Origin of the sequence: Desnuesiella massiliensis (assembly GCF_001403615.1) — a bacterium.
Taxonomy (GTDB): Bacteria; Bacillota; Clostridia; order Clostridiales; family Clostridiaceae; genus Desnuesiella; species Desnuesiella massiliensis.
The window spans coordinates 379,414-401,947 of the sequence record NZ_LN879457.1 but is presented as its reverse complement, the minus strand read 5'-3'; the positions used below and the strand labels follow the sequence as shown (position 1 = coordinate 401,947).

Sequence of the window (22,534 nt, the reverse complement as noted above, 5' to 3'; positions counted from 1 at the left end):
TCAATTTATTTATCTTCAACGATTGTTCTGTAAATAGCATAATTTTTATTCCATAAAATATTTTCACTTGGAACATATCTTTTAGTACCAAAGGACTTTTCTACTATAGCTCTTCCCTGCTCAAAGCTTTTTATCTCTCCTTGTGCTATAAGTTGAACCATTATATTACCTATAGCTGTAGCCTCTACTGGCCCTGCAATAACCTCAATGCCTAAAGCATCGGCAGTCATTTGACAAAGCAGTTTAGACTGAGAACCCCCTCCTACTAAATGCAGTACATTATATTTCTTTTGCGTGCATTCACTTATCTGTTCAAAGGTATCCCTATATTTAAAGGCTAAGCTTTCATAAATACATCTTATTATTTCTCCATGAGTTTTTGGAATTTGTTGTCCAGTATTTTCAGCATAGCTTTTAATTCTAGAAGGAATATCTCCTGGATGTCCAAATTCTTCAGCATCCACATCTATAACACAAGAAAAAGCTTTTGCTTCTCTTGCAAGTCTTTCAAAATCATCATAGCTATAGTTTTCTCCTTCTTTTTTAAATTGTCTTTTTGTTTCTTGAACCAACCAAAGTCCTTTTATATTTTTCAAAAATCTAGTAGTATTATTCATCCCTGTTTCATTGGTAAGATTATATTTCATTGATTTTTCATTTATTAAGGGCTCTTTTAGCTCAGTACCAACAAGTGACCAAGTGCCGCAGGATATAAATACAAAGTCCTCCTTTGAAGGTACTGCTGCTACAGCACTAGCAGTATCATGCTCACATACCGCAATAACAGTCTTTCTTTCAATATCCAATTCTCTTGCTAACTCTTCCCTAATAAGTCCAATCTCTGTTCCTGGAGAAATTATATCTGGAAATAAATCTTTATTTAACCCTAGCTTATTAATTATATATTCGTTCCACCTTTTATTGTAAGGATCAAAAATTTGAGTGGTCGAAGCTATAGTCTTTTCAGCTTTTTTTACTCCTGTTAAAAGATAATTAAATAAGTCTGGCATCATTAAGAGAGTTTTATTTTTATAAAAATCTTTACCCTTAACCAAATATTCAGAGAAAAGCTGAAACAAAGTATTTATTTCCATAAGCTGATTACCTGTTAGGGTATACAGCTTGTCCTTAGTTATGATTTTTCCTACCTCATCTATGATACCGGAGGTTCTAGTATCCCTATAATGTATTGGATTGTCCAGAAGCTTCCCATTTTTGTCTATAATACCGTAATCTACTCCCCAGGTATCAATACCTATGCTATCATATCCACCCTTCTTTTCTGCTATTACCATAGCCTTCTTAATCTCGCTGAATAGCTCTGATAAATTCCAGTACATTCTATTATCTTCTGTAGTAGGAGTATTTTCAAACCTATGTATTTCTTCAAGATTAATTTTCTCTCCATCAAAGAAGCCTAATATAGCTCTGCCGCTGGAAGCTCCTAAATCAAAGGCAAGCACCTTTTTTAGCATACACACCCTCCCTTCAATAATGCATTACAGCTTTTTTGCTGTAAGTCCTGATGTTCTACCTATTTATTATATCTTTTATATCCTGGATGTCTTCCCGTAACCTTGTAAGAGCTCCTCATACCTATTAGCCTGTCTATATTCTCTCTAGATATTTCCTTTTCTCCACCTATCAGCTGTGCTACAAAGCTTGTCTTCGCCCAAAGCTCTAAGGTTTCCATTCTATAGTATGCGGTTACTAAATCTGCTCCTACAGCTAAAGCACCATGATTTTCTAGAAGTATAACATCGTGCTCTTGTAAATATGGCTCAATAGATTTAGGAACTTCGTCTGTGGAAGGCGTTCCATAAGGTGCTATAGGCACTGAACCTATGGCTATAACGCACTCAATAAGTGAGTAAACATCCAGGTGCTTATGAGCTACTGCAAAACCTGTAGCAGTAGGTGGGTGAGCATGCACTACAGCCCCCACATCTTCTCTTTCTTCATAGCATTTTAAGTGCATTTTTATTTCGCTGGAAGGTCTATAGCCTTCGTTTTCTTCTATCATCTCACCTTTAGCATTTATTTTTACTATTTTATCAGGAGTCATAAAACTCTTACTTATACCTGTAGGCGTAGCTAAAAATGTGTTTTCATCAAGCTTAACTGTTACATTGCCATCATTAGCAGCTACCCATCCTTGCTGCCACATCTTATGACATATGTCACATATTTGTTCTCTTATCTCTCTATCCTTCATTTGATTTCTCCTTAAATTAATTAATTATAACCTATGCTTTACTTTATTTTTATTATAGCTCATAATATCTCGCTGTATATATTTGAACACATTGTTGATGTTATAACGTTTAACATGCTATAATTTGTTCATAATTGTTCATTTTTTTTAAGGAGGCTAAACATGTTTTCAAAAGAACGAAGTGAAGAAATACTAAAAATACTTAAGACTAAAAAGCAAGTATCAACAAAATACTTATGTAAAGAGTTATATTGCAGCATAGCCACCATAAGAAGAGACCTGATGGAGCTTGAAAAGGCAGGTCTTGTTAAAAGATGCCATGGAGGGGTAGCATTAATTCCAAGCTATAATATGGAGTACCCTCATATGTTTAGAGAAATGGAAAATCAAAAAGAAAAAAACTATATCTGTAAGCTTGCCCTAGATTTTATTTCCAGTGGATACGCTATTTTTTTAGATTCCAGCAGCACTGTAAGCAGCCTTTGCCCTCTGCTTAAGGATTACGATAATCTTACCATAGTTACTAATGGAGTTAAGACAGCTCTAGATTTAGTTCAGCTAGATTCTGTTAACACCTTTATAGCAGGAGGTCAATTAAAATCAGGGTCTACCTCTATAGTTGGTGAACTAACCGGCGGCTTTATAGATAATTTTAAAGCGGATCTTTCTATAATCTCCTGCAGAGGCATAGATGAAAATGGAGCCTATGAGGCTAATCAGATGCAGGCCCTAGTAAAGCAGCATATGATCAGAAATTCAAAAAGCACCATATTATTATGCGACAGCAGTAAGTTTAGCAACTCTCATTTCTATAAGCTGGACTCCTTTGCAAACATAGAAGCAATAATTACAGACAAAGAGCCACCTGCTAAGCTGCTTAACAGTATACTCATGTCAGGATGCGAAGTTATTTATTAGCAGGGTTTCTAAAAAGGTCTTTTAAGACTGTATAACTTTCCCCAAAATTACTTATATGGTATAAATATACTTTTTGTTAATTTAATGTAATTTTATTGAAATTATGTAAATGTTATGATACACTAGTTTCATGGTTAAAAAAATAACATATTAACCATAATAAGTAAAAAGAGGAGATGAGAGGATTGAAAATAATTAAAAGAAATCATAAAGCAGTTAACTTAAAATGTTATTATCCACTACCAGAACACGCAGCATGTCCAAGAGACTATTAAACCTGTAATAATTTATAAAGTTGAAGCAATTAAAATAATATTTTAATTGCTTCAACTTTATTAGGAAGGGAGCTATATTATGAACTATAAAACATCACAATTTAATATATCCATACCCGTAGATAACAGCGATGAAGTTATTTTATTTAATACAAAAGAATGTTCTTTCGTTGTGCTTGATGAAGAAAATCAAGGCTTTTTAAAGGATATAAATGAAATCAATACATACGAAGAAGACATTGTTTCTAATTTAACAGAGCTTGGATTTTTAGTTGATAAAGATTTAAATGAGATTGATTATATCAAGCAGCAGACTAAAGAAGCACGGTTGCGTAATGAATCCTTATCTATTACAATAGCCACTACATTAGATTGTAATATGAACTGTTATTATTGCTTTGAACAAAAAAATAAGACGTATATGACTACCAAGGATGCAGATAAAATTATTAGTTTCATAACTAATCGTCTATCTGAAGGACAGTTTAAAAAGCTCTTAATTATCTGGACCGGAGGTGAGCCTTTACTAAATAAAGATATTATTGAATATATAAGTAAACCTCTTATAAAATATTGTATAGATAAAGATTTAGAATATCGCGCATCCACAATAACAAATGGTCTGCTTCTTACTGAAGATACCGCTAAGTTTCTAGAAGAAATGAAGGTTCGAGAGATTCAAGTAACCATTGATGGTCTTGAAAATACTCATAATAAAAGAAGGCTTTCTTTGGATAAATATAATAGCTTTCAAACAATCCTATCTAATGTAAATATTGCCTGTAAGTATTTATTCATAGTTATTAGAATCAATATTGATCGTAACAATCAAGAGGAAATCAAAGAATTAATAAATTACTTATATAATACTTTAGACTACAAAAATAATGATAAGGTTTCCTTTAGTCTAGCACAAGTTAACGAATGTAAGTCCTCATTATCTTTAGAAGAATATCTTAGTTTTTATAGGGATATTTACGATGATTATGTTATAAATAGTAAATTAGATAAATATTATCCAACTCCTCTAAGCTTTGCTTGCGGAGCTCAATGTAAAGATTCCTATGTAATTGGACCTGAAGGACTAGTTTATAAGTGTTGGGAGCAGGTCGGAATGGAAGAGTGCTCTATTGGAACTGTTGAAAAAGTGCATGATGATTGTGAGCAAAATAATCGGTATTTAACAGGCATCTGGCCTAAGGAATGCGAAGATTGCTCCTATATACCTATGTGCCACGGCGGATGTCCAAAGGCACGAGAAAAAAATAACAATAGACCTATTTGCAATTCACAGACAAAAACCCTTGATAAATATCTAAAGAGATATTATGAGATGTGGAAAGCTTCTAATGAATAATCCTAATGAGATAAAACTATCCATAAAAGCAAAATTGTCCATCTAATTCTAATATTTTCGACTAAACAAATCTCCTATTACTTAGAATAAAAATGGACAACCTTTGCTTTGATATAATAAATATATTTTTTATTATATTAAGATCATTCTCTTTTAATGCTATATAACGTTAAAAATCTTCAGGTAGTAAAAATCCTGTTTACATCTTTATTAATCTTTAAGGTATGGCTTCTCATACAGCTTTTTCGCTGTATTATATTGTTTAGCTTGAGATTTCCACCCTAGGTTACCCATGAAGGCATATAACCAGCTTGGCATCAAATTACTTGACATCATAGTCACAGCTTCTGAGGGAATATTTCTATCATTAGCTATAGCTTCTACGGTTGTATCTAAGGCTTTAACTATATTTCTAGTCATGCCTCCTAATTTTTCAATAGCTTTTCCATTTATTGCACCGCCGCAGCCCATAGCCAGACCTCCAAGCCATTGAAAACTATTTTTTTCTGCAAAGGTCTTGCATATTTTAAGAACAGTATCATTATGAAAGGCTTCAGGAAAACCACAGTTTACAATAGAAATGAAGCTTTGATTTTTATCAACTCTCCTCCCTCTTCTATGGTCAGCTATAAGCTCTAAGGTTCTAATCACTGGTGATGGTAGGCTATCCACATATAAAGGAAAAGAAAGTATAAGTATATCTGTGTCATTTACCTTATTTAGTAGTTCTTCAGTACTATTTTTAAGTGAAGTAAGTATATGAAGCTTTTCACAGACATATCCTTTCTTATCTAAGCCTTCAAGCAAATAATTTCCTAATGACTCTGAGGTGCTATTCTTAATTTTAGGACTTCCTATTAATAATAAAGCCTTTTTTTCTTTTAACATATCCCCACCTCCATAGTCTTTAATTTCCCTTCTAATTGGCTTTTTATATCTTTTTCTAAATTACTGTATATGACTCCGCCGCTAAAAGAATTATAAAAATTTAGAGAATTTCTCTTGATGAGGCTATTAAATATTTCTTCCATATCCTTATCTTCCCCTTGCATCACGCCTAATACAACTACTTTAGGATAGCTTTCATATCGTTCTTTGTGGTGTATCTCTCCATTTACTTTTTTAAAAAATGGAAGGAGCAAGGGAATTACTCTATCTAAAGCCTTCTTAAGCTCCGACGAATACCCACCATAAGTAACGGGGGTAAGGTATACCACAAGGTCTCTATTAATAATAGTCTCCGCAAGAACCCTTCCATAATCATCTATTACACAAATTCCTGGAGTCTTTATCCAGCAGCCAAAGCAGCCTAGGCATGGGCCTATTTTCTTTTCATGGAGTAAAATAGACTCCACCACCTCATAACCTTCCTTAGTAAGTACCTCTTCTGTAAATTTATTTATTGAGTCCATCCTATTATCATCTTTCAGTGCACCATTAAGTATCAATGCTTTCATTTACAACACCACCTTATACCTTTTACTTAAATATCTTATAAAATATAGGGAAATAATCCCTTGATAGCCTAGCTATTTTCCTTTTGATGCTTTAAATCCTCTAGAAACTTTCCATACCAATTAGCCATAAATTTTAAGTGATCTATTCCAAAATAAAGAGTTGATATTTCAAAATAGCCTGCTTTATCCTTAATTTCTAATTCAAGTCTTTCAAGATCCTCTATTTTGCAATTTATATCCTTAAGCAATTGTTCAATAAGCTTTGGAGCTTTCTCCTTAGGCAGTCTCTCATAGAAGAATATCTTTGAAAGAATATCCTCATAGGATCGCATGAAATCTACTGGTTCCTCTAGCCATTTAATAAAGGCTTCTTCTCCTGAACTATTAATAGCATAGATTTTTTTATATTTTCCATTTTCAATAGCTTTTGTGGAATTTATTAATCCCTCCTTTTCTAATTTATCTAATGCAGGATAAATACTTCCAAAGCTTGCATTCATAAAATTTGATGTACTTTGACGCATTATTTGCTTTATATCATATCCAGTTAATTCTCCATACATTAAAAAACCCAAGATCACATATTTAACCATTATATTTATTCCCTTCAATTTTTTAGTAAACATATATCGTTTTGATATATATTGTATAGATATACAAACTAAAAAGCAATATAATTTTAAAATTTTTATTTTCTATGGTATATGTAATATTAAGGAATCTTAATTAGAATTACAAAGTGATATTCCGAAAGACAGAAACAAAGGAATATAGTAAAATATAATTAAATAATAAAAATAACTGCGTAGGGGGTAGTACTATGGATAATGCATTCTACTATGAAACTCATATTGGCAAAATAGGAATTGTTGAAAATGGAACAGCCATTACTCATATCTATTTTGGGGAAATACTGACTAAGGATATAAATATTATTGAAACATCCCTATTAAAAAAAGCGAACCAACAGCTTCAAGAGTATTTCACTGGCAAGAGAAAACATTTTGATCTGCCACTGGCACCACAAGGTACGGAATTTCAGCGAAAGGTGTGGGCAGCACTGCAGGATATCCCTTATGGTGCAACTTATAGCTACAAGGACGTAGCAGAAAATGTTGGCAATATAAAGGCTTGCCGCGCAGTAGGCATGGCGAATAATAGAAATCCAATTCCTCTATTTATTCCTTGTCACCGCGTCATTGGAGCTAATGGCAGCCTAGTAGGCTATGCTGGTGGTTTGGATATAAAGAAAAAGCTTTTAGAAACGGAAAGACAAAATGCATAAGGTTAAAACTAAGACTTTTGAATATGGTTTAAAAGAAATCACTTATTTAAAGCAAGTGGATAAAGTATTAGGAGATGCTATAGACAGACTTGGCAAGATAGAGCGTATGGTTATTCCAAACCTATTTCCAGCGTTGATTCATGCAATTATAGGTCAACAAATATCGGTAAAGGCCGTTGATACTATTTGGAATAGATTTCAAGAGAGATTTGGCGAAGTTACACCAGAAAATGTTTCAAGGATTTCTATAGAGGAGATACAACTATGTGGAATGACCAATAGAAAAGCTGGATATATCAAAAGTATTGCTGACACAATATCACAAGGTAATTTAAATTTAAAGGAGCTTTATAATTTATCAGATAAAGAAGTTATAAATAAGCTATCTAGTTTACATGGAATTGGTGTATGGACAGCTGAAATGCTGCTGCTCAACTCAATGGAACGCCCTGATGTCCTAAGCTGGGGCGATATGGCAATCAGACGGGGAATAATGAAATTATATGGACTTTCTGAACTTACCAAGGAGCAGTTTTATGAATACAGAGATAGGTACTCCCCTTACGGTTCTGTAGCTTCAATCTATCTATGGAAAATAGCTTTAGAATAATAAATTAGGGATTTTACCTGCAACAAGGAGGGATAAATATGCCATTAACAGAAGAAGAAAAGTGGAATGCCGTAGTACAGTGCAACAACGATTATGATGGTGTGTTTTTCTATGGTGTTAAAACCACAGGAATTTTTTGCAAGCCCTCCTGTAAATCCAAAGAGCCAAAAAGAAGTAATATTGAGTTCTTTGACAATATAGAGGATGCCTATGCTTATGGGCTACGTCCTTGTAAAAGATGCAGACCAGATTTATTAGATTTTAACCCCATAGAGGATTTCATAAAAAAAGCAAAGGACATTTTTGATACATACTACGATAATTATGAAAATTTAAAGCTGGAGCTAAGTAAATTAGGAGTTAGTCAAAATCATCTAATACAACTATTTCATAAGAAATATAAAATAACTCCGGTAAAATATCTAAATCAGCTTAGAATAGAAAAAGCATTAAAGCTACTGGCTACTACGGATAAAACTATTATGAACATCGCTTTGCTTTGTGGCTTCCAAAGTCTTTCAAACTTTTATGACTCTTTTAAGAAGCAAACTGGAATGACTCCAAAGGAATATAGAGAAAGTACGAAAAAGCATTTTTAATTCTCTTTTAAAACTGCTTTTTCATACATCTCTTCCTGAAGCTAAGCTAATTGAATTCTTTTTGCTAAAGCCTTAATTTTTTCTTCAATTACTTTGGCTATTCTTATAAACTCTTCATTTAGCTAAGTTTGATTTTTTATCTAAACTTAACACTGCATTTATATAGTTTCAATCTCAACCTTTATTGCTGTGGCATCTTTTACTTGGAGCCATTTTAGCTTTGCCTTAAAATCTGAAGAAACATTATCTAAGTTACATATATTTTCTACCACATAGGATTTTCTGCTTTCCACATATTTATCTATTGCCACATGATTTTCGCCATGCTGTATTCCACTTAAATCTATTCCTATGAGCTTAGTATTTAAGTCTAGTAATTTATTTATAATTTCATTTGTTAAATAAGGGCTTTTTTTAGAGTTAAAATACTCTTCACTTCCATATCCATATTTCTCTAAATATCCTGTTCTAAATATTACAAAAGAATTTTCTTCTATTTTAATATTATCTAATGCGGTAACGTCTATAATATCTAAATTTCTCACATCTATTACCTTAACCTTTATTTCTGATGGTAACTCTATTTTCGATAGATTATAGCAATCTATATGAGTTCCTATATGCTGTCTTTGATGCGCTGGTTGCGAATCTCCCCATTTTAATATTTCCTTAGGAATATTAAACTCCTTTAAATGTAAATTCATGCTATACCTCTCCTTCTGACTCTATTATTTCATCCAAGTAGCTGTTAAATTTTTTTAAAAAACTAGCTACAACTTCTTGATCTTTTTTATCAATAGTCTTAAAAAACTTATTATTTCTTTCCTCCCACTGCTTATGTTTTACTTCATGATGTTTATATAACATTTCACCTAATTCCGTTAACTTAAAATATATTTCCTTATCATTTTCAGGCTTTTTATACTTATGGATAAGTTTACTATTCAAAAGTTTTTTGCTAATCTTGCTTATAGCACCTCTCGTCATATTCATACTTTGAGATATCTTAGTAACATTAGGATCTTTTATCTTTCCTATGAAATCTAAACAATGTATTTCTGAAACTCCATACTCTTCATATTCACCCTTAAATGCTAGTTTTCCTAGAGTTTCCTCTTTTTCATATACCTCCTTCAAGCTCTTCATAATAATATTAATATTATCCATTTTAACCACCTCATTATTGTTTCCAACGAAACAATAATATCATTTTTTTGTTTCCTTGTCAACATTTTATCGAAGATAATTTTTAATAGTTATATATTGCAATTACAGTATAAAATAATATGATTTACACAAAATAAGCTTGGAGGTGTAATTATGGAAATAACTTTATCACAAAAAGAAAGAATGTTATTAGAGGATCAAAAGAAACATGAACAGATTTGTATAGAAAAGTATACAAATTATGCAAATCAAGCGAAGGACAGCCAACTAAAACAAATATTTAATGCTAATGGTCAAGTAGAAAGAACACATTTGGATAGCATTAATCAATTGTTGAGTGGTAAAATTCCTCAAATGAATCAGCAGCAAAATCAAAGCTCAGGTCAAGCTGCTGCAAATCAAGGTTCTACATCTAATATGAATAATGCACAATCAAGCGGAGTTAGCTTATCTGATGCTAATATGTGTACAGATTTATTAATGACAGAAAAATATGTTTCAGGAGCTTACGATACTACAATTTTTGAATTTAGAGATACTAGAGTTAGAGATGTATTAAATCATATACAAAAGGAAGAACAAAAACACGGAGAAGCCATATTTCAGTATATGGAAAGTAAAGGAATGTATAATGCTCAATAATTTTAATGATTATACATAAAGATTTGTATCTAAAGTTAAAATAAAAATAGTCACTATAAGTTTATTAAATGTGACCTTCATTAAAGACATAGAAAACTATTTTAAGCATAGAAAAGAAAAGGATTATGTTATAGAACTGAAATTTCATAATCCTTTTTTAAATTCCTAGTCAGATAATCCAGTATCTGTTTAAATATTTACTTACTTTTAATTTTTTTAGCCAATGCTATTGTTTTATCAACTATATCTAAATCCCATGCCCATATATCAGAAAGAAATCCCATGCCTTCGGTAAATAACTTATCTTCATATACTGATAATGAATTTCCTGTTGAAGAAGTTTTCTTTACTTATTATTATAGAGCTAACCCTAATAATATGCCTCGTCCTTCTCATAAGAGAGGTTTTATATAAATATAATGATTCATTTATATTTACTGGATTAATTATCCATAAATTAGTATAATAGAATCTATAATCTATACAAATACTTGTGTTTTATGTTGCATTAGTTTTTTATTAACTAATATATAAACAGGAATTTGAATAGAAGATTATTTGTATATGGCTAAGGAGGTATATTATGAAAAGGGCAATGATGCAAATTTATACAAAAGGGAGTGGGGAGGCTGTAGAACTGTATTTAAAAGCTTTTAATGCCACCTTGGGCTTTAACGTAAAAAGCTCCGATGACACATTTTATCATGCAGAACTTGATATTTGTGGTCATATCTTAGCAATAGCTGAGGCAAATGATGACATGGATAAAAGGATTACAGGCAACTCAATGCAGTTTTGCTTTCATTATGGCGAAGGAAATGAGGATATGATTAATCAGGCTTATGAGATACTTAAAGAGGGTAGTGAAATTCTATTTCCGTTAGGTCCTTGTGATTTTAGTCCATTGTGCGCAGATTTTATTGATAAGTTTGGCGTTAGATGGTGTCTTTTTATATAACTGATTCTACAGATTATGAACATAGCACAAAGGAGTCAAATTCCAATTTATCTAATTAAAAATCTATAATTTTATACGAACAATCTAAAATTATATGCATTAAACAGTAAAGTGGATAACCTTCTACTTATCCACTTTACTTATAGCCATTTATCAGCATTGGCTTAAAACGGAGCTTAATTATTAAATTCGTCTATATAATTTCTCAAAAATGAATTCAATCCATCTGTTCCAACATGATCAATAATTTTAGTATCAAGCTTTTGAATAAACTCTTCTATTTCTATAGGAGAGGTAAAGAAAGCATCAGTCCAAAAGCACTCTTTCTCTCCTTCTTTAATAATCCCAGTATTTAATATTTTATCTATAAATCTTTGATTTAAGAAACCTTTATCTCTTAACATTACATGATGTATGCGATTAAACAAATTTATCTTATCCTAATATTCAGTTTTAATCAAACCTTTTACAAAATACTAAGGTTAGAATAAAAATACCGTAAAATAAAATGCTATATAATGCTAGCATTTATTTGTATTTTACCATAATTTTTAACAAAAGTGATAACATGTATTTCTTAAATAGTGAATTTTATGATTGATCTACGAATTATAGAAAACATTCATACTTCAGGAAAAAACTTAATAGATGGATACACGTCTATTATGTAACTTAAAAGCTTGAAAAATGTGTAATATCTCTAATATCTATTTTATATGCTTATATTGTATAACCTTAAAAGAATCTTTAGAGTCTCCCACTCTTATTGTTATTAGATCTTCTCCAATAGTATTATGGGCGCCAACAAAAGGTTGAATCTTTAAATATACATCATATACGTGAACTTGTTTTCCAAAAGATTGTTTTATATCTAATATATCTGTTCCTGTAGAATCATAGCTTACAGGCTTACCATAATATGAATTAATAGCTTCATAAACCGTTGGAAATATTGACGTAAGAAAGATGTCTTTATATATATCCTCTTGCTGTTGAATCTTATATGGAGATATTCTAGTATTATTGAAGCTTATATCTGCATTAACTGGTATTGAATTAAATGTAATTAATGACAATATAAAAAATAGTAAAGCTACTTTTCTCATTGAAAATCCTCCTTACACATATCTATTTTTTATCTATCTATATTTTTACTTAATATCTTGTTTTTATTACACAATCTAGTTTATATAATAATAAGGTAAAAAATTTCATTTTTTACAACAGCACCTGAGGTGATTAACAAACTGTGAATACAGTTTGTTTGCTATAGAGTGAGGGTTGGTCTACTAAGAAATCAGTGCAGCAACTCCTTTTATCACGCAGTATTTAAAAAAATAAAAATTATTTTACAGTAACCTGTAAATTTCTCCTCCATCTGCATATTTATTAGTCATAACAAAAACTATGGAAATGGGGAAAGAGTTTATGGCAAAGTATAGACAAATTCAAACTTGTTTTTGGAAGGATAGCTTTGTTACGGAGCTTACACCTGAGGAGAAGTTTTTCTATATGTATATTATGACTAATTCAAATACTACTCAATGCGGTATATATACCTTTATTATTAAATTTGCTGAAGTTGAGACAGGCTATAATAGTGATACTATTGAAAAATTGCTTAAGAAATTTGTGGAGTATGGGAAGATAAGTTATTGTAAAGAAACTAAGGAACTTATGGTTTTGAATTGGGTAAAATACAACTTTGTAAATAATAAGGCTGTGATAAGCTGTATGAATAAGGAGCTTCAGCAGATAAAGCATAAGCCTTTTATAAAAGCTCTATATAATATATGCCTTAAGAATGCTTTGCCAGTGGAGCAGATTTTTAAGGGCATAGCCTTAGATGAATTAGGAGCTGAAGACTTTAATTTTGAAGAAAGTTTAGGGCCTATAGGCCCTAGCGATAAGTCAAAGTTAAGACCTATAGGCCATAGCGGTGAAACGAAACTATGGCCTGGGGAAGAAGAAGAAGAAAAAGAAGAAAAAGAAATAGAAGAAGAAGTAGAAGAATATACGGAGGCTGCCAAGGCTGATTTAAAAGTAAAAGGGAAACTCAGTGAGGCTATTGATGCTTTTAACAATAATAATCACCCTATGACACCCATGGAGTATGAAAAAATATTGGATTGGGCTGAGGATGTAGAGCCTGGGGTTATTATTTTAGCCATAGAGGAAGCAGTAAAGCATAATGCAAGGAATTTTGTATATATAGAAAGGCTACTTAATAATTAGTATGACCTAGCGCATAGATGAACAAACTATAATCACAGTTTCTTCTAATGGTTGCAGCATTCTGCCACCGGCTAATAAAACTATTTAAAGCAATTTGGTAATATGTCAAGAACAAAATGAAAAGAAAAAGAAATGATTTTTAGAAAAAAGGGTAACCTTAATAGACATACAGTCAAAACAGAATGTATGTTCGTAAAATTATATGGATTTATCTACTCTATTTGAAGAGTAGAGCTGATTTTTAGCCAGCAATCCAAAAATCATACGAATTAATTTACGAGATGTTAGTGCGAGTGCTCGTTTGTGCTGATGAGTAGTTACTTCAGCAAATTTTCTTTGATAGAACTCTTGATATTCAGGAATGTGTCTTATGACGCTTACGGCAGCTTCTATCAGATAATAACGCAAATATCGGTTGCCTGCTTTGTTCATTGGGGTGTTTTCAGCCTTGAAGCCACCAGACTGATTTTCTTTCCACACGATTCCTGCATATTTAGCAATTGCATCATTATTAGGAAATGCCTGTGCACTACCTAGTTCTGCAAGGATACCACTGGAATAAACAGGACCAAAGCCAGGGATTGACATGAGAATTTGATATTCCACAGGATTCATTCCCATAACAGCTTTTTCAATAGCCTTATTAATAGCTTTAAGCTCCTTCTCAAAAGCCTGAATACAGTTGAAGGAACAAGCTATAGATGTCGTTAAAGGCTCATATAGGCATTTATCAAGGCGATATGAATTACGTGCAGCTTGTTGCAGCACCTCAGCAGTCATTTGAGGATCAGAAATTCTCTTTCGACTCTTTGTATTGACGAAATCAACAAGTTCTTCTATTGAAGCATTTGCAATGTCTTCAGAAGATAAAAAATCAGTCAGAATAGAGGAAGCGGTAGCTCCATATTTATCAGAAAAAGGATGTTCAACACCCTGTAACAAAGCAAATTCGCTGAACTTGAGAAATACATTGGATAACATGTATGTTTTCTCTCTAGTTAAGCATTCAACTATATGAAGCCTGTGTCTTGTAAGCCTTTGTAGAGCAAGGTATTGAGAACCCCGCCAGGGTTCTGTATGGATTCTTCCAACTCTTGCAAAGTCAGCAATAACAAAAGAATCAATGCCATCATTTTTGTCCAGAGCATTAAAGGAATCTTTGTAGTTCGCAATTTCCTTAGGATTCAAGCAATAAACAAAAGGCTTGAAGGCCATAAGCTTTTCACTTGCAGATAAGAAGTTGGCTATATGTACTCCATAAAATGAAGTGGATTCTAAGCCAATTATGACAGTTTTAAAGGTATTAATGCTAAGTATATCCACAAGCATAGCTTCTAATTGTTCTGCACCAGATTGCGTGTTAGGAACAGGCTTCATTTTAATTAAAAACTCCTGTTCAAAGTTAATTGCAGAGACAACGTTTTGTCTCGCACCAATATCAATACCAACAAATAGAGTTGATAAGTAATCTACTTTCTTCATGAAATCACCACCTTTCGAGAGTAATGAAGAACTTAGAAAGGAATTATCCTAATCCAGAGCACTGACTGCACCCTCGCGTAATCAGCATTCATCCATGCGAAATACCTTGCTGGTGGCTACGAATGGAGATGCAACATTTGTGTAAGCAGAATGTGATACTCTGGTCAGGCTGCAAGCTTTACAGGCAATAACACAATGTGTTTTGCAGGAGTGATCAGCAGTAACCTTTACTAAAGTTCCGTTAGAACTATTTTAGCATTAGGAAATTCCTTTATAAATAGTTAATGAAATCTGTATAGATAGGAATGTAGAACAGACAGCAATTACGGAATTGGGAGAATACCCACAGAAAACACAGATACGTTCTTATCTATACTAAAATATAAAAAATAAATAAGTTTATAGCAGTCATTTAACTGGTTATAAACTTATTATACGAGGAGTGACGATTATGAAAAAAATGGTGCTAATTATTTATTTAGTTGCAGTCATTTTGTTTGGGACATCCACTTTTGTTAATGCCATAGAACTCTTAGACTGTAGGGTGCCAAATCAAAGTGATACATACATTACACTACAAGGCTCTAAAGAAGAACTTTACCAAGATATATTTATGACAATGCTCACTCCATATATTCAAAAGGCTGTGGATAACTATTATGGTAGGCATTATGCAGTAGATCCAGTGGCTGAAATTCTAAGCATTGATCGGCCTAATGGGTATCGAACATTCTATTTTATAATAAAACTTCAAGTAGCCCCCTATCAGGGTGCGCATAATGCAGTAGGGGTTGATCAAATTACCTTAAGTGTATCTAGGTAATTACTTAATTCCAGATAAGTGCTCACTTTTAACAAAATAAGATTTTGCATATAAAAATATAGCTATTAGTGGAAGCATATATAGAATTGATGTTGCAAAGCTGCTTCCTAGTGTTTCTTTATTCAACTGTGATAGATATAAAGATAATGGCTGTTTAATTTTATCTTCTAAAAAAATCAATGGTTGTTCAATCATATTCCAATAATCAGCAAATAATAAAACAACTAATACACCAATGGCTGGGCGGATTAATGGAAGAATAACCTTAAAGAATATTGTAAAATGTCCTGCACCATCAATCTTTGCTGCTTCAATATACGAATTAGGAATATTAATCATAAACTGTCTAAGAACAAATACCCCTAATGCTCCAAATATTCCTGGAAAAATAATTGAAGACGCAGTATTTAATAAGCCTAGATGGTTAGCTATAATATAATTTGGTACTACTGTAACCTGAAATGGCATAATCATAGTGAGCACATATATCATAAATAACGTATCTCTTCCTAGAAAATTAATCTTTGCAAATACATATGCTGCTAAAGATGCAACAACTAATTGTCCCAATATAATAGGGATAACCATAAAGATTGAATTTTGAAACTTACCTTTGAAGGTAGAGTCTTTTATAACAGAAGTATACTGCTCAGTTGATACTTTTTCTGGTATCAAAGATAAATTAGCAAAGGTATTTCCTTTACTTTTATCAGGCATAGTTCCGATTACTTGATAATTTTCAGTAACTTTTTCTTCTGGCATAAAGGAGTTGGTTATAGTAATTAATATGGGAAATAACATAAATGTTGCAACAATTCCAAGGATTAATGTAAGTACAAGCTTTTTAACTTTTTCAGATTTACTCATAAGTGCCTCCCTATTCCATAGATTTTCTAAAACGACGCTCAATGAAAAATAATATTAATACTACTAATGAAATAACAATAAACATTAGAGTTGCTGCCGCCGTTAATTTTTGCATATCAAGAGATGTAAACATATTGTTCATATAATGTTGAATCATATAAATTGAATCATAGGGGTAATCTCCTGCCATTAAATATGTTTCTCTAAATATTTTAAAAGCGTTAATCATTGACATTAACACAACTAAAAACATAGTAGGTGTTAAGTAAACAATTGTAATATTTTTAAATTTAGCAAATTTCCCCGCTCCATCTATGGCCGCTGCTTCGTAATAAACCGTAGGAATACTTTGTAAGCCTGCTAAAAATATAATTATATTGTATCCAATATTTTTCCATATATATATAGAAATCAAAACCCACATTCCCCATTCTGATTTCATCCAATCAACTCTCTCTATTCCAAATACACTTATCCATTGATTTATTACACCGTTCCAATCAAAGAATATTTGCCACACTATAATAATAGAAGAAACAGTAACCCCTAATGGTAATATAAAGGCACCTCTTAGTATATTTCGAAAATATAGGTTTTTGTTTAAAGCCATTGCTATCATTAGTGAAATCGCAATAATAAGAGGAATTCCAATAGCCATAAATATAAAAGTATTACTGGATGCTTTAACAAAAGAACTATTACTTAATAACTCTTTATAGTTTTTTAATGCTACAAATGAACCATTAACAGCATTATCAATAAAAGAATAATATACTCCAATAATAAAAGGTATAATATAAAATATTGAAAATCCAATTAAACTTGGTGCAATAAAAAGTGTAACTGCAATTTTCTCTTTGCTTATCCATTTACTCAATTTCATAAAAACTCCTTTCAAAATTCAGGTTAAATGCCTGTATTAATTAAAAAACTCACACATAGTACCTTTTAAGACCTGGACCTGCGTGAGTTTTGATTTATTTATTGACTATACTGCTATTAGCGGAATTTGGAATTTACATCATTCAAAACTGTGCCGGTAATTAAATGTTCGAATGAGAATATAATATCTCCTGATTTACCTTCAAAAAGTAGCTGATATATATCTTTTTCTTCAAAGGTAGGCTTAATAAGTAATGTACCAAAGGAGCATTTAACTCTATAAAACTCTCTATCGAATTTAGTTTCTCCCTTTGGATTTGGTCTTGATATTACTTGCTCATCAGCTGCTCTTTTTTTCTCATCTACTCTCATATACTTAAATTCAGGTTCCAAAACTTCTCCAACAAAATCTAATACATCTTTGTCTGTAATATTTTGGCCTTCCCTAACTTTCTTCTGTAATTTATTCTTAACCTCTGTTTTAATGCCCTTTCTTAAGTCCATGGATTTCTGCTTTAACCTTACATTTTCTTCTTGACGGTTGAGCATAGCATTTTCTATCTCTTTACTACTCATACCTCTGCCATCATTTACACCACGAAATACAATATCTTTCTTGTTCTTATTTACTAATATATAAGCTGGCAGCATATCTATTGATACTTTGTAATAGTCCTTTTTATATTTATCGCTTGAACTTGCGTTAGGTTTTTCTAATATAACTGTGTTTAGTGCATTATAATAGTAAGCCTTCTCTTTTCCAGCAAGCTCCGCTAATTTAGGAATGGAGTTTTTAGCCATATCCACTATTTCCTGTTCTTCTTTTGAAAAGCTCGTTTTTTCATAATCTCTAAAGGTATCTAATGTTTGTGCATTTTCTAATGGCTCATTAGATGAAGTATTTTTGGATGAAATATTCCCAGGCTTTTGCAATAGTTCTTTTCCTGCATTTTTAGTACACCCTATCGCATTCATGGCTATAGCTGCTATAATTAATATGGTTAATATTTTTTTCCCTTTCATTTTATCTTTCCTCTCTATACTTTTATTTTTTTTAGTATTATTCATTTAAATATATACTTACACGATTTTGAATCAATCTTGCAACCTCTTTAGCTGGTTTTTGCCCACTAAAAAAAGCTTTAAACTCCTCAGTCATAATCTCCTTCACCGTAGCATCTTCAGTTAAGTGTAAACTTGATCTATTTATTATTTCATTTAGTCTTTCTATGTCCTCGTTTTTAACAGTTATTGTTCTTCCGTTAGGATGAGTAAGGGAATCTTCCATTATTTTTTTCATTTTTTCTTCATAGACATTTTTATTAATTGTAAATCCATTTCCAATTTCTAGCTTCTGTACCTCCTCTGACATTAAAAACTTAAGAAAATCCCAGGCTTCTTTTTTAACTGATGATTTTTTATTTATTCCAAACTCATTCCCTGTGGTAAAGGAAATTTTCCCAACTTCATCGCTTTTCTGAGGTTTTAAATATGTTTTTCCATGCTCATAAAATGATGATGGACCTAAGAAAAAATCTTCTTCTGAAATTGCTAAAGAATTAATAAAGTAAGAATCTCCTATATATGCAGTCTCATTAGTAGCCACTTTTTTTTCATACATACTCTTTACAGTATTAAGTAAATTAATAAATTCATCTGATTGAAAATCAGCTTTTTTATTAATAGGATCCACTAGTTTACTATACTCATCCTTTGCTAATTCATTGAACATACGTTCTGGTTCCATATTTGCAATAACTGTACTATGTACATTTTTATCAAGTAAAGCTTCACCATTTTCAATGAATTTTGACCAATTCCAATTCTTATCATCAATATTTGTTTTAGTTTTATCGATAGCTTCTTCATCTCCAACTAAGGTGCTAATAAAAAACCACATAGGCATAGCATATAATGTTCCATTTAATGTTGAGTTATTAATAATATTCATATGATAATTATCTTTGTTAAAGCTTTTATCTTCATTCATCAGCTCTGTTAAATTGGCAAGTATATTTTTATTTGCATAGTTTTCTGCAGATAAGTGATCAAATTGAAGAATATCTGGACCATTACCTGCTAACATTTTGGTATTAGTCTGTTGTATATATTTTTCTACATCTCCCTCTCTAAAAACATCATCTTTCAGGTACTCATTAATTTGTACATCTATATCTGGATGTTTAGCTTCGTACATTTTCACTGATACCTTTAAGGATTCACGTGCATTATAGGTAGTGAGTTTTATAACTTTCTTCCCATTGCCTATTTTTCCAGTGGCAATACTATTACATCCAACTAAATATATAGGTGCTAATACACATAATAAGGCTTTATTTAACTTTCTCACATACTTCCTCCTCCCAATCTTATAGCTAAATATTATATAAATTGAATCAAGTTGCATTTTCTAATGCAACTCTTATTCATTTAACTACATAATAAGTTTAAAGTTTAAATGTATGATAAGTTTTCGCAAACTGTAAAAAAGTTGTAAATTTGTATAAAAAAGTCCCAACTTACCTCAGTGATAAGTTGGGACTTTTTTACATATAATTTTTTTACCATTTATCAGTGGAAAAATGAATTATCTCCATTACTCCTATTGAAAAGCCGTATACCTTTTTAGTGTTACCATCAATACAAATTAGTACTTTCTTGTAAGCTGCATCAGCATCTTCAAATAACAAGCGGTAGTTAACATTCTCATTTTGTCTTCTCTGATTTTGATTAACTAGCTTTGTATTTTTAATATTACCAATATTCTCTTTTAGTATAAATTCTTCTGCTATTTTTTTTGCTTCATCTATATTAATGCTGCTCTTTGAAGAAACTGTCATCTTATCATTATAATAACCATCAACAGATAAGCATTCCCCAGTTTTTGGATCCATTTTCATAGAAAAATATTTAATTTCTATATTTTCTGATTGTTTTTCTACTTTATTATAAAAAATCACCTCATATAAACCATTTTCCAACACGGATTTACTATATTCTAGCTGCTCTTTTGAATAGCTATTTGGATTTACTTCATCTAAGTATTTTTTTATCGTAGATGAACTTTCAAACTGAACATAACATGCAACCTCTGTTAGATAAAGTTTTATATTAAAATATTTTTCTAAAACTTCTAAAGCTTTTAATTTTGCTTCTTCCTCTGTTAAAACTTTCTTTTTATCTGATATATCTGAAGTAGAGGTTGCATTTTTATCAAGCTTTTCAATTACCAGTTGATTTTTTTTTATGCTACTAAAATTACCACAGGAAGTTAAAAATATACTAAAAACTAACAACGCTGAGATTATTTTTCTATTTTTCATTAGAGGAATCACCACCTTTAGCAGTATTAAATATTAATTTAACTGATGTACCATTATCCACTTCACTTTCAACTTTAAAGCTTCCATTATGAATATCTAATATTCTTTTACATATTGCTAAGCCTAATCCTGCACCATTGCTTGCTCTAGTTCTTGATTTGTCAATCATATAGAAAGGTTCAAAAATTTTATCTATATGCTCCTTAGGAATCCCTATGCCATAGTCTTGGATTACAACTTCATATTTATCTTTGTTAATGCCAATGTGAATTTCCGAATTAATTTTAGAAGCTTTTATAGCATTGTCTATAAGATTTGATAGTAACACCTTCATTAAATCACGTTCCATCAGCAGTTCAAAATCATCATCATTTATTACTAAGTTTATGTTTTTTTCAATGAGTTTTGGAAGTAATGATCCTTTTACTTCAAAAGCAATGCTTTTTATGCTTTCATTGTGCATCTTAAATTCTTCTTTTTTTAATAGTATTAAGTCCATTAGCTTAAAAGATAATTGCTCTAATCGCTTTCCCTCTTTATATATATAATCAAGACCATCTATAAAAATTTCCTCATTATATTTGGTAGAACGAAGTAAATTTGCATAACCTATTATTGAAGTTAATGGTGTTTTTAATTCATGAGTCAAGTTATCAATAAACCTCTGTTTTTCATGATTATTCCTTTCCAATTCATTTATTTTTTCCTCAACAACCTCAGTCATTATATTGAAATTTTCTGCCAGCACACCAAATTCATCCTTAGAGTTTATTTCTACCTTTTCGGAAAAATTCCCTTTAATTATTCTTTTAGTAGCTCCTATAAGATTCTGTATTGGTTTTGTTATGTATTTACTTACAAAATACATAAACACCATGAAAATCAAAGATACTACTACGTCCAGTTTGATAAAGAAAACATATTCATTTACTCTTTCTTCATAAATTTCTGAAATATTTCGTATATAAGTAAATTTATAGGATTTATTGTTTATATTTATTAAGTTTGATATGAATATATAAGATTTATTACCTATATCCTTTACAATATATTGTCTTGTGTCTGGTTGAAGTGACTTAAGTTCTTCTCTTGCATCAGGAATTTTAAAATTTACATTGCTAAATACACTTTTGTTATTTCCATCTATAATCTCTACATAAGCATTTTTATCATTGTACTTTTTATAATAATCATTGATAGCATTAGATAAAATTTCATCATCTGAGCTGATATTACGGGAATATCTTTTTAAAGTGTCATATACAGGGAGACTTAAATTCACTCCTGAATAAATACTCAAATGTTCACTTAAACATCTATTTACTTCTCTTTTTAAGGTTTCATTATGAATTTTTTCTATTATTGAAATTCCTGCAAAGTTAAAGGTGAAAATAAATAAAATCAAAGAGAAAACGTATATTCTTTGCCAAAATTTCATC

The 22,534-nt window shown here is 31.2% G+C and carries 25 protein-coding genes; 9 read left to right on the top strand and 16 right to left on the bottom strand.

Annotated features, from left to right (window positions below; genetic code table 11):
* Positions 1-5 precede the first annotated feature (5 nt).
* A complete protein-coding gene (locus BN2665_RS19890) occupies positions 6-1,475 on the bottom strand; it encodes a rhamnulokinase (protein WP_055668862.1) in 1,470 nt (489 codons plus the stop codon).
* Positions 1,476-1,534: 59 nt separating this feature from the next.
* Positions 1,535-2,215: a class II aldolase/adducin family protein gene (locus BN2665_RS19885; RefSeq protein WP_055668861.1), complete on the bottom strand. Its 681-nt coding sequence runs from the start codon at positions 2,213-2,215 to the stop codon at positions 1,535-1,537.
* Between the two features lie 162 nt (positions 2,216-2,377).
* On the opposite strand from BN2665_RS19885, the gene BN2665_RS19880 reads away from it, so the two are divergent.
* Positions 2,378-3,133, top strand: a complete 756-nt coding sequence (locus BN2665_RS19880) for a DeoR/GlpR family DNA-binding transcription regulator (RefSeq protein ID WP_055668860.1) — start codon at positions 2,378-2,380, stop codon at positions 3,131-3,133.
* A gap of 354 nt (positions 3,134-3,487) precedes the next feature.
* On the top strand, positions 3,488-4,765 hold the full coding sequence (locus tag BN2665_RS19875) for a radical SAM/SPASM domain-containing protein (RefSeq protein ID WP_055668859.1): 1,278 nt from the start codon (positions 3,488-3,490) through the stop codon (positions 4,763-4,765).
* Positions 4,766-4,975: 210 nt separating this feature from the next.
* On the opposite strand, the gene BN2665_RS19870 is transcribed toward BN2665_RS19875, so the two are convergent.
* From BN2665_RS19870 to BN2665_RS19860, 3 genes are all read right to left on the bottom strand, one after another.
* Positions 4,976-5,653 (bottom strand): flavodoxin family protein, encoded by a 678-nt coding sequence (locus BN2665_RS19870; RefSeq protein ID WP_055668858.1) that lies wholly within the window; start codon positions 5,651-5,653, stop codon positions 4,976-4,978.
* The gene (locus tag BN2665_RS19865) at positions 5,647-6,222 is read right to left on the bottom strand and encodes a flavodoxin family protein (protein ID WP_055668857.1); all 576 of its coding nucleotides are present in this window, start codon (positions 6,220-6,222) and stop codon (positions 5,647-5,649) included. Before BN2665_RS19865 ends, BN2665_RS19870 begins: the two co-directional genes overlap by 7 nt.
* 68 nt (positions 6,223-6,290) lie before the next feature.
* Positions 6,291-6,815, bottom strand: a complete 525-nt coding sequence (locus BN2665_RS19860; RefSeq protein WP_055668856.1) for a PadR family transcriptional regulator — start codon at positions 6,813-6,815, stop codon at positions 6,291-6,293.
* A 227-nt stretch (positions 6,816-7,042) separates the two neighbouring features.
* On the opposite strand from BN2665_RS19860, the gene BN2665_RS19855 reads away from it, so the two are divergent.
* Genes BN2665_RS19855 through BN2665_RS19845 form a run of 3 tightly spaced genes read left to right on the top strand, consistent with a single transcriptional unit; the run spans position 7,043 to position 8,716 of the window.
* The gene (locus BN2665_RS19855) at positions 7,043-7,507 is read left to right on the top strand and encodes a methylated-DNA--[protein]-cysteine S-methyltransferase (protein WP_055668855.1); all 465 of its coding nucleotides are present in this window, start codon (positions 7,043-7,045) and stop codon (positions 7,505-7,507) included.
* The gene (locus tag BN2665_RS19850) at positions 7,500-8,117 is read left to right on the top strand and encodes a DNA-3-methyladenine glycosylase family protein (protein ID WP_055668854.1); all 618 of its coding nucleotides are present in this window, start codon (positions 7,500-7,502) and stop codon (positions 8,115-8,117) included. The genes BN2665_RS19855 and BN2665_RS19850 overlap by 8 nt, the downstream gene beginning before the upstream one ends.
* Positions 8,118-8,155: 38 nt before the next feature.
* Complete coding sequence (locus BN2665_RS19845) at positions 8,156-8,716, top strand: bifunctional transcriptional activator/DNA repair enzyme AdaA (protein WP_055668853.1); 561 nt, start codon at positions 8,156-8,158, stop codon at positions 8,714-8,716.
* A 158-nt stretch (positions 8,717-8,874) separates the two neighbouring features.
* Here the strand turns inward: BN2665_RS19845 and BN2665_RS19840 are convergent, their stop codons facing one another.
* Entirely contained in the window at positions 8,875-9,420 is a 546-nt protein-coding gene (locus BN2665_RS19840) for a cyclase family protein (protein ID WP_055668852.1), read from the bottom strand.
* A gap of 1 nt (position 9,421) precedes the next feature.
* On the bottom strand, positions 9,422-9,892 hold the full coding sequence (locus tag BN2665_RS19835; protein ID WP_055668851.1) for a MarR family transcriptional regulator: 471 nt from the start codon (positions 9,890-9,892) through the stop codon (positions 9,422-9,424).
* Between the two features lie 144 nt (positions 9,893-10,036).
* On the opposite strand from BN2665_RS19835, the gene BN2665_RS19830 reads away from it, so the two are divergent.
* Positions 10,037-10,525, top strand: coding sequence for a spore coat protein (locus tag BN2665_RS19830; RefSeq protein WP_055668850.1), 489 nt, complete (start codon positions 10,037-10,039; stop codon positions 10,523-10,525).
* Positions 10,526-11,108: 583 nt separating this feature from the next.
* Positions 11,109-11,483 (top strand): VOC family protein, encoded by a 375-nt coding sequence (locus BN2665_RS19825; protein WP_055668849.1) that lies wholly within the window; start codon positions 11,109-11,111, stop codon positions 11,481-11,483.
* A 176-nt stretch (positions 11,484-11,659) separates the two neighbouring features.
* Here the strand turns inward: BN2665_RS19825 and BN2665_RS19820 are convergent, their stop codons facing one another.
* Complete coding sequence (locus BN2665_RS19820) at positions 11,660-11,911, bottom strand: hypothetical protein (RefSeq protein WP_055668848.1); 252 nt, start codon at positions 11,909-11,911, stop codon at positions 11,660-11,662.
* A 279-nt stretch (positions 11,912-12,190) separates the two neighbouring features.
* Positions 12,191-12,589 carry a DUF3888 domain-containing protein gene (locus BN2665_RS19815; RefSeq protein WP_055668847.1) on the bottom strand — a complete coding sequence of 133 codons (399 nt, stop codon included), beginning with the start codon at positions 12,587-12,589 and terminating at the stop codon, positions 12,191-12,193.
* A 322-nt stretch (positions 12,590-12,911) separates the two neighbouring features.
* On the opposite strand from BN2665_RS19815, the gene BN2665_RS19810 reads away from it, so the two are divergent.
* Positions 12,912-13,718 (top strand): DnaD domain-containing protein, encoded by an 807-nt coding sequence (locus BN2665_RS19810; RefSeq protein ID WP_055668846.1) that lies wholly within the window; start codon positions 12,912-12,914, stop codon positions 13,716-13,718.
* Positions 13,719-13,916: 198 nt separating this feature from the next.
* On the opposite strand, the gene BN2665_RS19805 is transcribed toward BN2665_RS19810, so the two are convergent.
* A complete protein-coding gene (locus BN2665_RS19805; RefSeq protein ID WP_055668845.1) occupies positions 13,917-15,200 on the bottom strand; it encodes an IS110 family RNA-guided transposase in 1,284 nt (427 codons plus the stop codon).
* 451 nt (positions 15,201-15,651) lie between these two features.
* On the opposite strand from BN2665_RS19805, the gene BN2665_RS19800 reads away from it, so the two are divergent.
* On the top strand, positions 15,652-16,023 hold the full coding sequence (locus BN2665_RS19800) for a DUF3888 domain-containing protein (RefSeq protein ID WP_055668844.1): 372 nt from the start codon (positions 15,652-15,654) through the stop codon (positions 16,021-16,023).
* On the opposite strand, the gene BN2665_RS19795 is transcribed toward BN2665_RS19800, so the two are convergent.
* The 6 genes from BN2665_RS19795 to BN2665_RS19770 form a co-directional block, all read right to left on the bottom strand.
* On the bottom strand, positions 16,024-16,890 hold the full coding sequence (locus BN2665_RS19795) for a carbohydrate ABC transporter permease (RefSeq protein WP_055668843.1): 867 nt from the start codon (positions 16,888-16,890) through the stop codon (positions 16,024-16,026).
* A 10-nt stretch (positions 16,891-16,900) separates the two neighbouring features.
* Positions 16,901-17,773 carry a carbohydrate ABC transporter permease gene (locus tag BN2665_RS19790; protein ID WP_195892733.1) on the bottom strand — a complete coding sequence of 291 codons (873 nt, stop codon included), beginning with the start codon at positions 17,771-17,773 and terminating at the stop codon, positions 16,901-16,903.
* Positions 17,774-17,889: 116 nt separating this feature from the next.
* Positions 17,890-18,795 (bottom strand): hypothetical protein, encoded by a 906-nt coding sequence (locus BN2665_RS19785; protein WP_055668842.1) that lies wholly within the window; start codon positions 18,793-18,795, stop codon positions 17,890-17,892.
* Between the two features lie 37 nt (positions 18,796-18,832).
* Positions 18,833-20,122 carry an ABC transporter substrate-binding protein gene (locus BN2665_RS19780; RefSeq protein ID WP_055668841.1) on the bottom strand — a complete coding sequence of 430 codons (1,290 nt, stop codon included), beginning with the start codon at positions 20,120-20,122 and terminating at the stop codon, positions 18,833-18,835.
* Positions 20,123-20,333: 211 nt separating this feature from the next.
* On the bottom strand, positions 20,334-21,095 hold the full coding sequence (locus tag BN2665_RS19775) for a YcdB/YcdC domain-containing protein (RefSeq protein WP_055668840.1): 762 nt from the start codon (positions 21,093-21,095) through the stop codon (positions 20,334-20,336).
* A complete protein-coding gene (locus tag BN2665_RS19770) occupies positions 21,085-22,533 on the bottom strand; it encodes a sensor histidine kinase (protein WP_055668839.1) in 1,449 nt (482 codons plus the stop codon). The genes BN2665_RS19775 and BN2665_RS19770 overlap by 11 nt, the downstream gene beginning before the upstream one ends.
* Between the last annotated feature and the right edge of the window lies 1 nt (position 22,534).

Coding starts and splice junctions, on each gene's coding strand:
- BN2665_RS19890 (WP_055668862.1), bottom strand. CDS start 1,475: ATGCTAAAAAAGGTGCTTGCCTTTGATTTAGGAGCTTCCAGCGGCAGA.
- BN2665_RS19885 (WP_055668861.1), bottom strand. CDS start 2,215: ATGAAGGATAGAGAGATAAGAGAACAAATATGTGACATATGTCATAAG.
- BN2665_RS19880 (WP_055668860.1), top strand. CDS start 2,378: ATGTTTTCAAAAGAACGAAGTGAAGAAATACTAAAAATACTTAAGACT.
- BN2665_RS19875 (WP_055668859.1), top strand. CDS start 3,488: ATGAACTATAAAACATCACAATTTAATATATCCATACCCGTAGATAAC.
- BN2665_RS19870 (WP_055668858.1), bottom strand. CDS start 5,653: ATGTTAAAAGAAAAAAAGGCTTTATTATTAATAGGAAGTCCTAAAATT.
- BN2665_RS19865 (WP_055668857.1), bottom strand. CDS start 6,222: ATGAAAGCATTGATACTTAATGGTGCACTGAAAGATGATAATAGGATG.
- BN2665_RS19860 (WP_055668856.1), bottom strand. CDS start 6,815: ATGGTTAAATATGTGATCTTGGGTTTTTTAATGTATGGAGAATTAACT.
- BN2665_RS19855 (WP_055668855.1), top strand. CDS start 7,043: ATGGATAATGCATTCTACTATGAAACTCATATTGGCAAAATAGGAATT.
- BN2665_RS19850 (WP_055668854.1), top strand. CDS start 7,500: ATGCATAAGGTTAAAACTAAGACTTTTGAATATGGTTTAAAAGAAATC.
- BN2665_RS19845 (WP_055668853.1), top strand. CDS start 8,156: ATGCCATTAACAGAAGAAGAAAAGTGGAATGCCGTAGTACAGTGCAAC.
- BN2665_RS19840 (WP_055668852.1), bottom strand. CDS start 9,420: ATGAATTTACATTTAAAGGAGTTTAATATTCCTAAGGAAATATTAAAA.
- BN2665_RS19830 (WP_055668850.1), top strand. CDS start 10,037: ATGGAAATAACTTTATCACAAAAAGAAAGAATGTTATTAGAGGATCAA.
- BN2665_RS19825 (WP_055668849.1), top strand. CDS start 11,109: ATGAAAAGGGCAATGATGCAAATTTATACAAAAGGGAGTGGGGAGGCT.
- BN2665_RS19815 (WP_055668847.1), bottom strand. CDS start 12,589: ATGAGAAAAGTAGCTTTACTATTTTTTATATTGTCATTAATTACATTT.
- BN2665_RS19810 (WP_055668846.1), top strand. CDS start 12,912: ATGGCAAAGTATAGACAAATTCAAACTTGTTTTTGGAAGGATAGCTTT.
- BN2665_RS19805 (WP_055668845.1), bottom strand. CDS start 15,200: ATGAAGAAAGTAGATTACTTATCAACTCTATTTGTTGGTATTGATATT.
- BN2665_RS19800 (WP_055668844.1), top strand. CDS start 15,652: ATGAAAAAAATGGTGCTAATTATTTATTTAGTTGCAGTCATTTTGTTT.
- BN2665_RS19795 (WP_055668843.1), bottom strand. CDS start 16,890: ATGAGTAAATCTGAAAAAGTTAAAAAGCTTGTACTTACATTAATCCTT.
- BN2665_RS19790 (WP_195892733.1), bottom strand. CDS start 17,773: ATGAAATTGAGTAAATGGATAAGCAAAGAGAAAATTGCAGTTACACTT.
- BN2665_RS19785 (WP_055668842.1), bottom strand. CDS start 18,795: ATGAAAGGGAAAAAAATATTAACCATATTAATTATAGCAGCTATAGCC.
- BN2665_RS19775 (WP_055668840.1), bottom strand. CDS start 21,095: ATGAAAAATAGAAAAATAATCTCAGCGTTGTTAGTTTTTAGTATATTT.
- BN2665_RS19770 (WP_055668839.1), bottom strand. CDS start 22,533: ATGAAATTTTGGCAAAGAATATACGTTTTCTCTTTGATTTTATTTATT.